10 protein-coding genes are annotated in these 15,064 nt (G+C 63.6%); 4 read left to right on the top strand and 6 right to left on the bottom strand.

The window, feature by feature from the left end; translation table 11 throughout:
* Positions 1-98 precede the first annotated feature (98 nt).
* Both mfd and serB read left to right on the top strand, forming a co-directional pair.
* Positions 99-3,548 (top strand): transcription-repair coupling factor, encoded by a 3,450-nt coding sequence (gene mfd / locus HAV22_RS29865; RefSeq protein WP_166865200.1) that lies wholly within the window; start codon positions 99-101, stop codon positions 3,546-3,548.
* 12 nt (positions 3,549-3,560) lie between these two features.
* Positions 3,561-4,409 (top strand): phosphoserine phosphatase SerB, encoded by an 849-nt coding sequence (gene serB, locus HAV22_RS29860; RefSeq protein ID WP_166865197.1) that lies wholly within the window; start codon positions 3,561-3,563, stop codon positions 4,407-4,409.
* Positions 4,410-4,472: 63 nt separating this feature from the next.
* Here serB and HAV22_RS31585 read toward each other — a convergent pair whose 3' ends face one another.
* Entirely contained in the window at positions 4,473-4,607 is a 135-nt protein-coding gene (locus HAV22_RS31585) for a hypothetical protein (RefSeq protein WP_267874865.1), read from the bottom strand.
* Here HAV22_RS31585 and HAV22_RS29855 point away from each other — a divergent pair.
* Both HAV22_RS29855 and HAV22_RS29850 read left to right on the top strand, forming a co-directional pair.
* Positions 4,600-4,887, top strand: a complete 288-nt coding sequence (locus HAV22_RS29855; protein WP_166865194.1) for a hypothetical protein — start codon at positions 4,600-4,602, stop codon at positions 4,885-4,887. The two genes, HAV22_RS31585 and HAV22_RS29855, sit on opposite strands and share 8 nt — an antisense overlap.
* Before the next feature lie 154 nt (positions 4,888-5,041).
* A complete protein-coding gene (locus tag HAV22_RS29850; RefSeq protein WP_166865191.1) occupies positions 5,042-5,545 on the top strand; it encodes a hypothetical protein in 504 nt (167 codons plus the stop codon).
* Positions 5,546-5,600: 55 nt separating this feature from the next.
* Here the strand turns inward: HAV22_RS29850 and HAV22_RS29845 are convergent, their stop codons facing one another.
* From HAV22_RS29845 to HAV22_RS29825, 5 genes are all read right to left on the bottom strand, one after another.
* Positions 5,601-6,119, bottom strand: a complete 519-nt coding sequence (locus HAV22_RS29845) for a hypothetical protein (protein ID WP_166865188.1) — start codon at positions 6,117-6,119, stop codon at positions 5,601-5,603.
* 749 nt (positions 6,120-6,868) lie between these two features.
* Positions 6,869-7,507: an energy transducer TonB gene (locus HAV22_RS29840; RefSeq protein ID WP_166865185.1), complete on the bottom strand. Its 639-nt coding sequence runs from the start codon at positions 7,505-7,507 to the stop codon at positions 6,869-6,871.
* Positions 7,508-7,809: 302 nt separating this feature from the next.
* Complete coding sequence (locus tag HAV22_RS29835) at positions 7,810-8,844, bottom strand: IS630 family transposase (RefSeq protein ID WP_166865182.1); 1,035 nt, start codon at positions 8,842-8,844, stop codon at positions 7,810-7,812.
* A 7-nt stretch (positions 8,845-8,851) separates the two neighbouring features.
* On the bottom strand, positions 8,852-13,735 hold the full coding sequence (locus HAV22_RS29830; protein WP_166865179.1) for an EAL domain-containing protein: 4,884 nt from the start codon (positions 13,733-13,735) through the stop codon (positions 8,852-8,854).
* 181 nt (positions 13,736-13,916) lie between these two features.
* Complete coding sequence (locus tag HAV22_RS29825) at positions 13,917-14,951, bottom strand: site-specific integrase (protein WP_166865176.1); 1,035 nt, start codon at positions 14,949-14,951, stop codon at positions 13,917-13,919.
* Positions 14,952-15,064: the final 113 nt, after the last annotated feature.

Here is a 15,064-nt window from a genome sequence, read left to right as displayed (position 1 = left end):
CCGACCGGGGCCGGACGGCCTGCCCGCCGCAGGGCAACCGTGACGTTGTTCGACTATAATGGACGCTCGTCCTGACGATCCCGAACCGCACAGCGTCAATGCCCTTCGATCTCTCCAAGCACTTACCCAAACCCGGAACCCGTTTCGCCCTGCCCCAGTTGCATGGCTCGTCCGATGCCTACGCGCTCGCCGTCGCCGCCCTCGCGCTGAAAGACAAGAAGCAGATGCTGACCGTGATCGTCGCGAATGCCAGCGACGGCCAGCGCCTGCTCGATGAAATTCCCTGGTTCGCGGACGGCAAGCTGTCGTGCCACCTGCTGCCCGATTGGGAAACGCTGCCGTACGACGCGTTCTCGCCGCACCAGGACCTCGTCTCGGAACGCCTCGCAACCTTGCACGAGATCCGCAACGGCCAGTGCGACGTCCTCGTCGTGCCCGCGACGACCGCGCTCGTGCGCCTCGCGCCGCCCGCCTTCCTCGCCGCGTACACGTTCTTCTTCCGCCAGGGCGAACACCTGGACGAGGCGAAGCTCAAGGCGCAGTTGACGCTCGCAGGCTATACCCACGTGACGCAGGTGATGTCGCCGGGCGAGTATTCCGTGCGCGGCGGCCTGATCGACCTGTTCCCGATGGGCTCCGCGCTGCCGTACCGCCTCGACCTGTTCGGCGACGAGATCGAGACGATCCGCACGTTCGACGCCGACACCCAGCGCTCGCTGTACCCCGTCAAGGAAGTGCGCCTGCTGCCGGGCCGCGAATTCCCGATGGACGAAGCATCGCGCACGGCATTCCGCGGCCGCTGGCGCGAGCGCTTCGAAGGCGACCCGTCGCGCCAGCCGATCTACCGCGACATCGGCAACGGCATCGCGTCGGCCGGCATCGAATACTACCTGCCGCTGTTCTTCGACGAGACGGCCACCTTGTTCGACTACCTCCCGGACGACGCATCGCTCGCCCTGGTCGGCGACATCGAAGCGTCCATCCAGCGCTTCTGGACCGACACGGAATCGCGCTACAAATTCCTCAAGACCGACCGCGACCGCCCGATCCTGGAACCGAAGGAGATCTTCCTCGGCACCGAGGATTTCTTCGTGCGGGCCAAGCCCCACGGCCGCTGGGCCATCGCGCGCGACGCGGGCGCGGGCGCGTCGGAGCTCTCCGCACCGATCCCCGACATCGCCGTCAACCGCCGCCTCGACGATCCGCTCGCGAACCTGCGCTCGTACCTGATGCAGGCGGCCGGCAAGCGCGTGATGATCTGCGCGGAGTCGGCCGGCCGGCGCGAGACGCTGCAGCAGTACTTCAACGAATACAAGCTGGATCTCGCGCCCGTCGAAGGCATCGACGGCCTGCGCGCGACGGATGCGAAGGTCGTGCTCGGCGTCGCGCCGCTGCAGGCCGGCTTCGAGCTGATCGAGACTGGCGCGGGCCACCTCGTATTCATCACCGAGACGGAGCTGTACGCCGGCTCCGGCCGCCGCGCCGGCAAGAAGAAACAGGAAGCGGGGTCGCAAGTCGAATCGATGGTGCGCGACCTGTCCGAGCTGAAGATCGGCGATCCGGTCGTGCACATCAACCACGGCATCGGCCGCTACCTGGGCCTCGTCAGCATGGACCTCGGCGAAGGCGAGACGGAATTCCTGCACCTCGAATACGCGAAAGAGTCGAAACTCTACGTGCCGGTATCGCAGCTGCACGTGATCTCGCGCTACTCGGGCGCTTCACCCGAGGACGCGCCTCTGCACACGCTCGGTTCCGGCCAGTGGGACAAGGCGAAACGCAAGGCCGCGGAGCAAGTGCGCGACACGGCGGCGGAACTCCTGAACCTGTACGCGCGCCGTGCCGCGCGCCAGGGCCACGCGTTCGAATATTCCGCCACCGACTACGAGAACTTCGCGCAGAGCTTCGGCTTCGACGAGACGCCGGACCAGCGCGCCGCCATCGCCGCCGTCATGCAGGACATGACGTCGGGCCGGCCGATGGACCGCCTCGTGTGCGGCGACGTCGGCTTCGGCAAGACGGAAGTCGCGCTGCGCGCCGCGTTCATCGCCGTCATGGGCGGCAAGCAGGTCGCGATCCTCGCGCCCACGACCCTGCTGGCGGAGCAGCACGCGCAGACGTTCTCCGACCGCTTCGCCGACTGGCCCGTGCGCATCGCGGAGCTGTCGCGCTTCCGCACCGGCAAAGAGATCAACAACGCGATCAAGGGCATGGCCGATGGCACCGTCGACATCGTGATCGGCACCCATAAGCTGCTGTCGCCGGACGTGAAGTTCACGCGGCTGGGTCTCGTCATCATCGACGAGGAACACCGCTTCGGCGTGCGCCAGAAGGAAGCCTTGAAGGCGTTGCGCGCCGAGGTCGACGTGCTGACCCTGACCGCCACGCCGATCCCCCGCACCCTGGGCATGGCGCTGGAAGGCCTGCGCGATTTTTCCGTCATCGCGACGGCGCCGCAGAAGCGCCTCGCCATCAAGACGTTCGTGCGCCGCGAGGACGGCTCCGTCATCCGCGAAGCCTGTTTGCGCGAATTGAAACGGGGCGGCCAGATCTACTTCCTGCACAACGAAGTCGAGACCATCGAGAACCGCCTCGCGATGCTGCGCGAGCTGCTGCCGGAAGCGCGCATCGCCGTCGCACACGGCCAGATGCACGAGCGCGACCTGGAAAAAGTCATGCGTGATTTCGTCGCGCAGCGCTACAACATCCTGCTGTGCACGACGATCATCGAGACGGGCATCGACGTGCCGACGGCGAACACGATCATCATGCACCGCGCCGACAAATTCGGCCTCGCCCAGCTGCACCAGCTGCGCGGCCGCGTGGGCCGTTCGCACCACCAGGCGTATGCCTACCTGCTCGTGAACGACGTGCTCGGACTCTCGAAACAGGCGCAGCGCCGGCTCGATGCGATCCAGGCGATGGAAGAACTGGGCAGCGGCTTCTACCTGGCCATGCACGACCTGGAAATCCGCGGCGCCGGCGAAGTGCTGGGCGAGAACCAGTCGGGCGAGATGCTGGAAATCGGCTTCCAACTGTATTCCGACATGCTGAACGAAGCCGTGAAGGCGCTGAAGGCGGGCCGCGAGCCGGACATGAGCGCCCCGCTGTCGTCGACGACGGAAATCAACCTGCACGTACCGGCACTGCTCCCGGCGGACTTCTGCGGCGACGTGCACGAGCGCCTGTCGATCTATAAACGCCTCGCGAACTGCGAGGACCAGGGCCGCATCGACGACATGCAGGAAGAGCTGATCGACCGCTTCGGCAAGCTGCCCGATGCCGTCAAGGCGCTGATCGAGACGCACCGCCTGCGCATCGCCGCGAAAGCCGTGGGCATCGTCAAGATCGACGCGCACGCCGATGCCGCCAGCCTGCAGTTCATGGAAAAGCCGCCCATCGACCCGATCAAGATCATCACCCTGATCCAGAAGAACCGCCAGGTGAAGCTGGCCGGCCAGGACAAGCTGCGCATCACGGCCACCATGCCCGACCTGGCCGCGCGCGTGAACCAGGTCAAGCAGACCATCAAACAACTCCTCGCTTAAGTAGAACAAATCATGTCCAAGAAGCTCGTCCTCCAGGGTCCGCTGGCCACCCAGGCCGCACTCGCACAGATCGCCGCCCTCGCCCACCCGGCACGCACCGTCGAACTGCACGCGCACGCGCTGCGCTGCGACGGGTTCGACTTCACGCCGGAACTGAAGGCCCAAGTCGAGAACGCGGCGCACGCCGCCGGCATTGACGCGACGTTCGTCGATGCGGACCTCACGCTGGCCGACTTCAAGCTCGTCGCGATGGACATGGACTCCACCCTGATCACCATCGAGTGCATCGACGAGATCGCGGACATGCAGGGCCTGAAGGCCGAGGTGTCGGCGATCACGGAAGCGGCGATGCGCGGCGAGCTCGATTTTTCGGAAAGCCTTACGCGCCGCGTCGCGCTGCTGGAAGGCTTGCCGACGTCCGCGCTGGAACGCGTGTACGAAGAACGCCTGCGCATTTCGCCGGGCGGCGAAGCGATGCTGCAGGCCGTGCAGGCCGCGGGCCTGAAGACGCTGCTCGTGTCGGGCGGCTTCACCTTCTTCACGGAGCGCCTCAAGACGCGCCTTGGGCTCGACTACACGCACGCGAACGTGCTTGAGGCCGCGGGCGGCGTGCTGACCGGCAAAGTCGTCGGCGGTATCGTCGACGCGGAAGAAAAGAAGCGCACCGTGGAACGCGTCTGCGCCGACCTGGGCATCGCCACGCAGCAGGCCATCGTCATGGGCGACGGTGCGAACGACCTCAAGATGATGGGCGTGTCGGGACTGTCCGTCGCGTTCCGCGCCAAGCCCGTCGTGCGGGCGCAGGCGGACGTGGCGCTGAATTTCTCGGGGCTGGATGGGGTGTTGGCGGTACTTGGCTGAATGGCCTGCACCCGCTTGCGTGGCGCTCAAGAAGTAGGTGTAGAATTTAACTGAAGCAACACTTCAGGTGAATATCATGGCGATTTCTTCGATCGGGTCGACACCGGTCTCTACGACAGCCAACCCGCCCGCGACCACGGCAGGCAGCGCCACGCCAACGAGCCCCCAGGACCCGACGACGAGCGTCGCGATGTCCACGCTGTCCGAAGAAGCCGGCATCGTCGCGACGCTGGGGGGCGCACCGACCGGATTCCAGACGTATGACGCCACGGGCCTGCTGAACGCCGTCGCGCAGGCCGCGACGCCTGCTCCCCCGCAGGACACCGCCAACACGGCCGCGTCGCCGGCCACGCCGGTATCGGCGGCGGTGCCCGGCGACTGGGGCACGATCCTCAAATCGGACCCGGGTCTCACGAGCACCGCCCTCGCCGACGCGGTCGCGCAAGGCATCGTGAATACGATCGACGTCTACGCCTAGGCGGCGCAGGCCGTCACATGGACAGCGAGCAATCCATGTAAAGCCAGGTAAAACCGGCGCCCGTACCCAACAGCTTCACCCCGCCATGACGTTAAATGCATAGCGCCCGACGCATCGACGCCGTCGGCGCCATTCACTTTGACAGGAGAAGACCATGGCCGTTTCCGCAGTTGCCACCAGCCAGACTTACCAGCAAGCCTCGTCGACGACGACCGACGGCATGTCGCGCGGCCGCGCGATGAAAGCGCTCGTCGACGGGATCAACAGCGGCGACCTGACGAACGCCAAGACCGCGTTCGACGCCCTCGAGAAAGGCCGCCAGGGCGGCGCCGCGGCTGCGTCGTCCACGGCCGGCGCGACGACAGGCACGAGCCAGCGCGACCAGGATATCGCGGCGCTCGGCAAGGCCCTCGACAGCGGCGATGCCGACGCGGCGAAACAGGCGCTCGCCAAGCTGCGCGACGATGGCAAGAACGCAGCCGGCGCCAGCAAGGGCGCGCAAGGGGCGCACCCTCACCACCACGGCCACAAGAGTCAGGCTGCCGGCGCCCCGTCCAGCACCTCCGGCAGCACGCAGGACGCGGCGCTGACGTACGGCGCGTCCGCGTCGGCTACCCAGACTGCGGCGCCTGGCGCCACGATCGACGTTTCCGCCTGATGAACGCGCGGCCCGTCGGGCCGTCGTGTCGTCGGCATGCGAAGGAAGCGGCGACTCAGCGATCGCGCACGAATGCCGCTTCCTCGTAGCCGCTCATGGCCTGCCGGTCCATCGGAATATGGTTGGTCCTGAGGAGCTTGCCGTCGCGCGCATACACCAGGTACATCTCCCCGGCCCCGTTGCCCTTCGGCAGCTGCCAATACTGCGGACGGCAGCCGACCGGCACCCGGACCTCGTTCGGGTTGACGGTGAATTCGAGCGTCCGCTCCTTCGGGTAATGGCCCTTGATCTCCTCGAGCGAGTCGAACAGCGCGACGTAATGCAGCACGGCTTGCTTCCCGTGCGGCGTATCGACCGTTTCCTTCTCGACGTCGAACGTCTTCAGATAACCGATGAAGATCTGGTCGGCGTCGTCCTTCAACTTGAGTGTCGCGGCCTTGGCTTCGTCGACGATCTGGCGGCTGCGCTCCGCGGCCTTGTCGTTCGGGAGGACGGCGCAGGCTAAGGCCAGGCTGGGATGCATGCAGGCCAGCACGAGGAGCAACGACAAGAGTTTATGTATCGGGTCGCGCATCGTGTCTTCGCCGTCAATACGGATGAATCGAGTCAGCGCACTTTTTGCGCAGACGTTGGTCGTTCCCGAAGCGCCGGCCCGCAGGGGAAGCGCATCCTGTGACAGCCAGCGTCCGGCCATCGCGCATTGAGTCAACCGGCCTCACTGGCCCAGGCCATCCCGGGCCAAGAAAGTGCGTCGCCTCGTTGATACTCGACAGCGAAGCCTGGCTCATTCTCGTCAAGTTTGCTTGATCGCCCCGGCTCGTACAACTGTACGACACGAATTCGGTAATTGCCATTCGGCAGAGTAACGCGAAGGTGTTCCTGATGTTTTGGTGGCAGTACCCCGTCCTCGAACTGGGCAGCCATTGTCAGTGCGTCGTATGAAAGCAGATGTAATGCGCCATTCGTTACGCTAATAGCGCCATCCAGACTCCGATGTCCGCTTTCTGAACTGATTCCGGGGCGCACCCTGATTACGTAAGCGCCTCCTCCGTCTCCGCACTCCCACACGGCCAGCGACCGTTCTTCAGCACCTACGCGGAAGTGCCGAACGATGTCCTCAAACGTCCAATCTGGACTGACAAAGGGGCGGTAGGCGCTGCAATCCACAAGTGCCAGGAGGCCTGAGTCATCTGACAGAATATAATTACTGCTCCCAGCATTCATCTCAATAGCGTGTCATTTGACTTCGCTGCGGCTGCGAACATCCGGTTTTGGCATCGTTGCAGGCACTGCAGAAAACAAGGCACGACACTCTCTTGAAAATCACCGCATGAGCAAGCGGCCGAACATCGCGTCGGTCCGCGGCTTGGGCACGACCTTCGGATCGAACGCGAAGTGGCACGACTGTACATATGCCGCCAACTGGCCGGCCGTAGCGGCGTCCAGCGAACCTCCTTCGGACTTGATGCCATACGGTTGCCCGGCGACGTCAACCAGGAAGCGTACCTTTTGGCCGTGCTCGTCGCTTGGCTGGTCGTCGAAGAGCTTCAGGCCAGCAAAGATTGGCGACGCTTGGCAGCTGTCCGCCACCAGTGCCGGATGCGGGTCATGCCGGTCCAGGCTCCAAACATATTGCAGCGGATAAGTCTTACCCTGAAACGCGGCAATTTGCTCAGGCGGAAAGGCACAGCTTGACACGAACGTCATCGTCGCCTCGTCGAGCAAGCGCCAGCCACTGGACTTGACCACCGTCACGTCGATCATCCGCCCCTCGGGCGACATCGTGTAGCGCACGGTAGCCTTACCTTCGAGCTCGTAGCGCAGCGCTTCTTTCCGGTATTCGGGTTTTGCGCAGTACTGCGGGCCGACAGGAGGATACGTTTGCGCGAGTGCCCCGGCAGTCGGTAATGCAGCGCCAGCCAGGATAAGGATTGAGGCAACGTTAGCTGGAACGTTCTTCATGGCCTACCGAAATGTGACGATGGGCAAATGATATCAACTGAGCGCGCCAAAAATTTCTCCAATTCTCACGGCGTCATCCATTGATTGACGGCAGGCCTACTCTCATGGCTTGGGGCCTTGAGCCATGACGGCCAGTTGACCTGAACTACTCAGCAACGGCGGACGCCGCCCACAGTCCGGAACTCAATCGCTTAGTTAAGGAGCTTATAACATTGCTGATCCGTTCCGCGATAATCCGCGCGGACCACAACTTGAGTGATCGCAGCAACCTCGTACCAGTACTAACCTTTTAGACAGTAAAGTCATTCTGCTGCATATTGGCACTCCGGTTGGCGGAAGAACGACTTGACCAGTTCCGGGAGCTTTTGGATGCGGCGCAGCGCGCCGAGCGCGAGCTTCTTCATATCATCACTGTTTCGCACAAGGCGGCGGCTTACCTGGCGCTTGACGTGCGCCCAGACTTGTTCGTCGGGATTCAAATGCGGCGAGTAAGGCGGCAGGTAGAACAGCTTGAGTTGGCCGTCGAGCGAGGCCACGTAGCCGCGCACGAGCTTCGACTTATGGATCGGATGGCCATCGACGATGACGAAAACAGACTTGGTCGCGCCAACCATCAAGCGCGTGAGGAATTCCTTGAACGTGGTCGCCGTCACATTGCCTTCGTGGATCATGAACCGGAAATCGCCACGCGGACTGACGGCCGAAATCATGTTGAACGAGAAGCGCCGCCCCGTAACGCCGACGACCGGCGTTTGCCCGACAGGTGCCCAGGTCGTCCCGGTATGGTAATCGGAACGGATGCCGGCTTCGTCGGCGAAATAGATCATGGCGCCCTCCGCGCGCGCTTGCGCTTTGATCGCGGGGTAGGTCTCGGCCTCCCATTGCCGGACCAACGCCGCGTCTTGTTGCCAAGCCTGATACAAGGGCTTTTGCGCGGAGAACCCGAGCAGCTTCATCACGCGGCTCACCGAGGCCAGCGACAACGATTTGTTGAACTCGCGCTTGATCAGTTCGCCAATCAGGGAAAGCGTCCACAGGCCGAATTCGAACTTGAACTGCTGCGGGGAATTGTCGCGCACCGCCTGGGCGATCCAGCGCATTTCATCGGCACTGATTTTCGGTGGACGGCCAGAGATCGGCTTGGCCAACAACGCGTTTTGACCGCCTTCGGCAAACTTGGCGAGCCAACCGAACACCGTACGCACATTCACCCCGAACGTCGCCGCGATGCTCGCCACCGGTTGGCCTTCGCGGGCCGCTTTGACGGCCTGCTGACGCATGACCTGAAGGGTATGGTGGTCCAGTTTTCGACCATCGGAGGAGCGTTTGCATTTCATGCCGACATTATCGCATGAACGTGGCATTACTTTCTAAAGAGTTAGTACCATGCAGCACCCAGTGATAACGGAATGCTTCCGCGATACTGTTGCGCAAGACGTCGTCGTCCCAAGGCTTGACATGGAAGCGGAATACCGCCCCGCTGTTGGTTACCTGGATGAGCGAATTGACCGCCGTATAGCCCGACAACATGATCCGGATCGTCTTCGGATACATGACCTTCACCCTGGACAGGAATTCGGTGCCGCTCATTTCCGGCATGCGCTCGTCGGACAATACCACCTGGACGTCGTGCGCCGCCAGCAGCGCCAGTCCCTCGGCACCCGATTTTCCGCGCAGGATGCGATAACCGTCGCGCCGCAGGAGGCGGTACAGCGCCGCCGATACCTGTTCCTCGTCATCGATGATCAACAGGGTCGGCTGCCCGGCAACCGCGGATTCCGTCACATTCTCGCCCCTGTGCTCCGACAGCATGCATTCGAACTCCACGGCGGGAAGCGGCCGGCTGACATAAAAGCCCTGGATCTGGTCGCACCGGTGGCGGCGCAGGTAGGCGAGCTGCTCCTCCGTTTCCACGCCTTCGGCGATAACTTCCAGTTGCAGGCTTTGGCCAAGCGTGATGATCGAACGCACGATTACGGCATCGTCAGGATCGGTGGTTAGATTACGGATGAATGCCTTGTCGATCTTGAGCACGTCGATGGGGAAGCGCTTCAGGTACGCCAGGCTGGAATAGCCAGTGCCGAAATCGTCCAGCGACAGTTTCACGCCGAGCGCCTTCAGGCGCTGCATGGCGTCCAGCGCTTGCTCGACATCGTCCATCACCTGGCTTTCGGTCAGTTCGATGTCCAGGCACTTCGGGTCAAGGCCGCTTTCCCGCAGGATGTCCTCGACCATCGGCACCAAGTCGGCATGGTACAACTGGCCCGCCGCGAGATTCACGGCCACCCGCAGTGTGCCGCCGCCCAGTCCCTGCCACTTCGCGGCCTGGGCGCAGGCGGTGCGCATCACCCAGGCGCCGATCGGCACGATCAGCCCGGTCTCCTCGGCGATACGGATGAAACGGTCGGGCGTGACCAAGCCCAGCTCGGGATGCTGCCAGCGCAGCAGAGCTTCCATGCCGATGATCCGGCAAGTCCGTGCGTCGACCTGTGGCTGGAAGTGCAGCACCAGCTCGTTGCGCTCCAGCGCATTGCGCAGGTCCCCTTCGAGGCGGAGCCGGTCGGTGGCACGGTCGTTCATCGCGCTGGTGAAAAATTCCAGGTGGTTGCTGCGCACTTCCTTGGCGCGGAGCATCGCGACATGCGCGTTCTTCATCAGGGTCTCGGCATCGTCCCCGTCCGCCGGATAAGTGGCGATACCCACGCTCGAGCTCATGAAGAAGTCGTGGCCGTTGACCGGCAAGGGGGCGGCGACTGCGTCCATAATGCGCCGCACCTTGGTCGCGACCGTATGCTCGTCATTACCGTCAGCAAACGACAGCATGATCTCGTTCCCGCCCACCCGTGCCACCACCGTCTTGCTGCTGCCGAGGACACCCTGCACGCGCTGCGCCAGCAGCTGCAACACCATGTCGCCGCCGCGGTGCCCGAGGGTTTCATTGACAAGCTTGAATCGATCGAAGTCGAGGCACGCGATCCAGGTCTGGGTCGCATGCGCACGGGCGCGGGCGATCGCAGCACTCACGCGCTTGACCAGCAGCTTGCGGGTGGCCAGGCCGGTCACGGCGTCGTAATCGGCCTGGTATTCCAGCTCCTGCTGGTATTGCTTGGCCGCAGTGATGTCATACATGCCGTTCAGGAAGTGGGTGACGGCGCCGCCGTCATCCCTGACCGGTGAGCAATAACTGTCCAGCCAGATCAGGCTCCCGTCACGACGGTATGCACGTAGCGCGGCGTGGCCCTCGCGTTGCTGGGCCAGCGCATCCTCGAGCTCGACGAGCGCGTCCTGGGCAAGATCCTCGCCATACAGGAACAACAGGGATTTGCCGATGACCTCGCTGGCCTCGTAGCCGGTGATCCGTTCGAACGCCGGGTTCACGTAGTCGACGGGGAAGTCGGGGCCGGCCGCGCTGCGGATGACGATCGGATTGGCGCTCGCTTCGATCGCACGCTGCAGCAGGCGCACGCGCTCCTCGCTCTGGCGCGCCTTCAGTTCGGCCCGCCCGCGACCGATCGCGATGCTGATCGCGTGCGCGCATGCGCCCAGGATCTCGAATTCGGCCCGGGCCGGCTGGCGCTTCGATGCCGTGTACACGTCGATAGTGCCGAACACCTCCCCGCTGCCGGCAAGGATGGGATACGACCAGCAAAAACGGCTTGCGAGCGCCACCGGCTTGCCCAGCCGTTCCCAGCCTGGCTCGAGATCCATGTCGCCCGCGATCACCGGCCGGCGCTCGAACGCGGCCCGGCCGCACGGCAACGCGGTCGGGCCGACGTCGATGCTGTCCAGGGCCTGTTCGAGCTCGGCGGGGAGACCGGCGGCCACGGCACGTTCGAGCCGTTGACCTTCCTCGCCCATGAGCATCACGACGCAGCCGCCCAGCGGATCGAGCGCCGCGACGATGCGGGTCGCCGCCGCCAGCACGTCGTCCAGTGGCGCGCCGGACGCGATGTTTTCCAGGAGCGCGAGTTGTTCGTGCTTAAACAGGCGCAGCCGGCGCCGCTCGGTGATGTCGGCAAAGTAGACGGTGATCCCGTCGGCCGAAGGGAAGACGCGCGACTCGAACCAGCTATTCGACAGGGCGTGGAACATTTCGCACGACGCCGGGTTGCAGGTGCTTGCCGCCAGGCGGAATTCGCTCTCGACGATGCTGCCGGCGAGTTCCGGATACTCGTCCCATAAGACCTTGCCGAGCAGGTCGGCGCGCGACCGTCCGGTCAGGCGTTCCGTCTCCTTGTTGACGTAGGTAAAGCGCCATTCGGAATCGAGGGAATAATACGCATCGGCAATGCTCTCGAGGATGTTCGACAGGCTGCAGGCGAGGCGCCTGATCTCGTCGTTGGCCAGCTTGCTGTCGTGGATGTCGGTTGACGTGCCATACCACTTGACGATCGCGCCGCCGTCATCCCGGATCGGCAATGCCCGTACCTGATGCCAACGGTAGCTGCGGTCGGCGGCCCGGAACAGTCGGTATTCCACCTCGAACACCTCGCCCGCGTCCACGGCCCGCTGCCACACGGCCAGCGTACGTTCCACGTCGTCCGGGTGCAGGATCGAGGTCCAGCCGAGACCGGACGCGAACAGGGTCGAGGACCCCGAATACGCCGTGGCAACGTGGTTGGCATAGTCGACGACACCGTCCGGGCCTGCCGTCCAGACGATCTGCGGCATCGCATCGGCAAGCTGGCGGAAACGCAGGTCGCTGAGAGCCCGGCTTTCGGCTACCTGGGCCTCGCGCACGGCCTCTTCCATCGCCTTGCGCTCGGTAATGTCGGCCATGGTACCGATCATGCGCAGCGGTCTGTCCTGTTCATCGAAGCTGACGTTCCTGCCGCGGTTGGCAATCCAGCGCCAGCCGCCATCGCTGTCGCACATCCGGTACTCGACCGCGTACACCTGGCTAGCGCCCGCGCGGCACGCGTCGAGCGCCGCCAGCACATGCTCCCTGTCATCTGGGTGAATCCGGCTTTCCCATTCGCCCAGGGTGTCGATCTCGCGCTCGCCACAGCCAAGCATGCCCTTGCAACTGGCGGACAGAAAGCCGGTGCCGGTGCGGTAGTCGAGGTCCCAGACACCCTGCCCGGCCCCCTCGACCGCCTGCTTCCAGCGGAACTCGCTTTCTTCCAGCGCCTTGCGTGCCGTGACGCGGTCGCGTATTCCCATGAGCACGACGATGCAGACCCAGGCCAGCAGCACGGAAAAAATCCCACAGAACAAAATCGCCGCGTGCTTCACGTTCTCGTACGATTCCAGCACGTCCTCGATCGAGCGGCCGATCAGGACCGTCAATCCGTATTGTTCGACGGTATGCCAGCCGTACAGGCGTTTCACCCCGTCGACCGGCGACACCGCTTGGAACACGCCGGCGCGCGGCGCAGCCGGTTGGACAAACGGGAAACTGCTCAGGGAATACGTCGCACCGTCGGGGGGACTGGGCGAACGCGTCAGCACCTGTCCTCCGGGACGCGCAAGTATGACCACCGCTTTTTGTCCGAGTAAGATCTCATGAGAAAAACGGGCAAAATACTCGGGCGACACCGATAACAGGATAACGCCGGCAAAATTACCGGCCGCGTCGATCAAGGGGCGAGCGAACTGGATGACTTCCTGGCCGGTGAGCCGCCCCTTGACCGGCCCGTTGATGAACAACGCGTCTGCCTTGCGTTTTTTCAGCGCAATAAAGTAGTCGCGGTCGCTGTAATCGATGTTCTTTACGCCTGGGGCCATGCTGGAAAAGACCAGCTTTCCATCGACACCCACGACGGTGGCCCGGAAGCCCGGGATCTGGCTCAGCTGCGCGCGGCGCAGGCGCACCTTGTCGCCGAAGTTCTGAGGCTCTTCCTGCCAGCGTTCGCGCAGGTCGACCAGCATGCGGTCGATGGCGAACACCGATGATTGCGCTTCCTCGGCCAGCACCTTCGCCAGATTGCCGGCATCCCTGCCCGCCTCTTCCATGGCATGCTCTCGCACGTGCGCCAGGAACAGCACGGTGACGAGCCAAAGCGCCGGGAGCAGGCAGGCGAGGAGCAGGGCAGGCCGGCCACGGAGTGGGTGATGGAACCGCTTGCGGCGGCCGATACGCGGGCCGCCCTGGCCAGGCCGCTGGCCCGTCGGCGTGGCCGGTTCGTTCCCGGCGGCCTGGTCGGCGCGGGCCGCCGTGGCAGCCTGCGGATGGGAGGGAATGCTTGGGATACCGGCCGTATTCGCCGTGCCTGTGATGTCGGACATTACTGTCCACCTTCCAAAGAAAATTGGGCGTCGAGCGCGAAGCCTGGACACATGGGGGCCATTCCGCGACGCGGATAAAACATCGGGTTCGCGATTGAGCGCGAAGGAACGACACCGTAAAGATGTCACCTGCATCACAAACGGCCCATGCCGTTGCAGACGAACTTCTCAAACGCGCATGTTACCATAGATCAATTATTAGTGCATATGAGAAACTAATATCTGACGAAGTATTGCGCACTCGCATCATTGCACGGTCAGGCTTCTTAAGGCTGGCATACCACCTCAACATCCTGAGGTCATAGTGCCCGGTGATCTTCGCGATCAGCACATCCGACAACCACGTGCGCTGGTACAGCCTGCACGTCGCCTCATGCCGCAGGTCGTGGAAGTGGAGACCGACCACGCCCGCGCGTTCGAAGGCATCGCTGAACATGCGTAACACCGCCGCCGAGATGCGGTCGAGCTCGCGCACCGACGTGTCCCCATCCCAGAAGGGGAACAGCCGTCCGCCGCTTGTCTCCCCGCGGTGGGCGGCAATGTAGTCGACGAGAACCGCCCGCACGACACTCGACATGGGAACCTGGCGATTGTCCCCGTTCTTGGAACGCTCAAGGTGGATCGTCCGCTCCGCGGCATTCACCTGCAAGATATCCAGCGTGTAGCACTCGCGTATGCGCATGGCCGTCTCGAGTGCGAGAATGAAGAACACTCGCTTGTCGCCCTCGAGCACGTTGAGGATGGCGGTCTCCTCCTCGGGAGCCAGGCGGCGGTCGCGCTCGATGTCATACTTGGCCTCCCTGTCGGCACGGGCGAGGACCTTCCGATCCTCTTCCGTGTACGTCGAGAAGCCGCGCTTCAACAGTCGCAATGGATTCTGGGCCAGGACGTCGGGATGCTTGCGCAGCATCAAGTCGAAGCAGCGCGCGAGCTCGCCATGGCGGTGGCATATGGTCGATGGCGCGAGATGCGCCTCGCGCTTCATGGTCCTGATCCAGGCATCCGCCCAGTCGTAGTTCAGGTTGCCCGTGCTGAACAGCTCAAGGCCAGGTCGTATCGTGTCGAGCAGCTTGACGTCGGAAACCGGGACGGGATTGTTGCAGTTGAAAGGTGCCGGACCGGGTTTTCTTAATCGAAGGCATAGAAATCTCCTCAAGAGTTTCTTGCACCTCGTCTGCCCCAACGGCCAGTTGGCCGTTGCACGGCTTTGTTGCATAAATCAGCTGGGCACGTAATGCCCCCAATCCCGGACGGAATTACGGCATGGCGACCGTCGTGGGCGTGCCCAACCGTGTGAAGCGATTGAGGATAGCGGCACGTACCTGCAAC

The sequence above is a fragment of the Telluria antibiotica genome (assembly GCF_011682055.1).
Classification (GTDB): domain Bacteria; phylum Pseudomonadota; class Gammaproteobacteria; order Burkholderiales; family Burkholderiaceae_D; genus Telluria; species Telluria antibiotica.
This window is presented reverse-complemented; position numbering and strand designations above follow the sequence as displayed.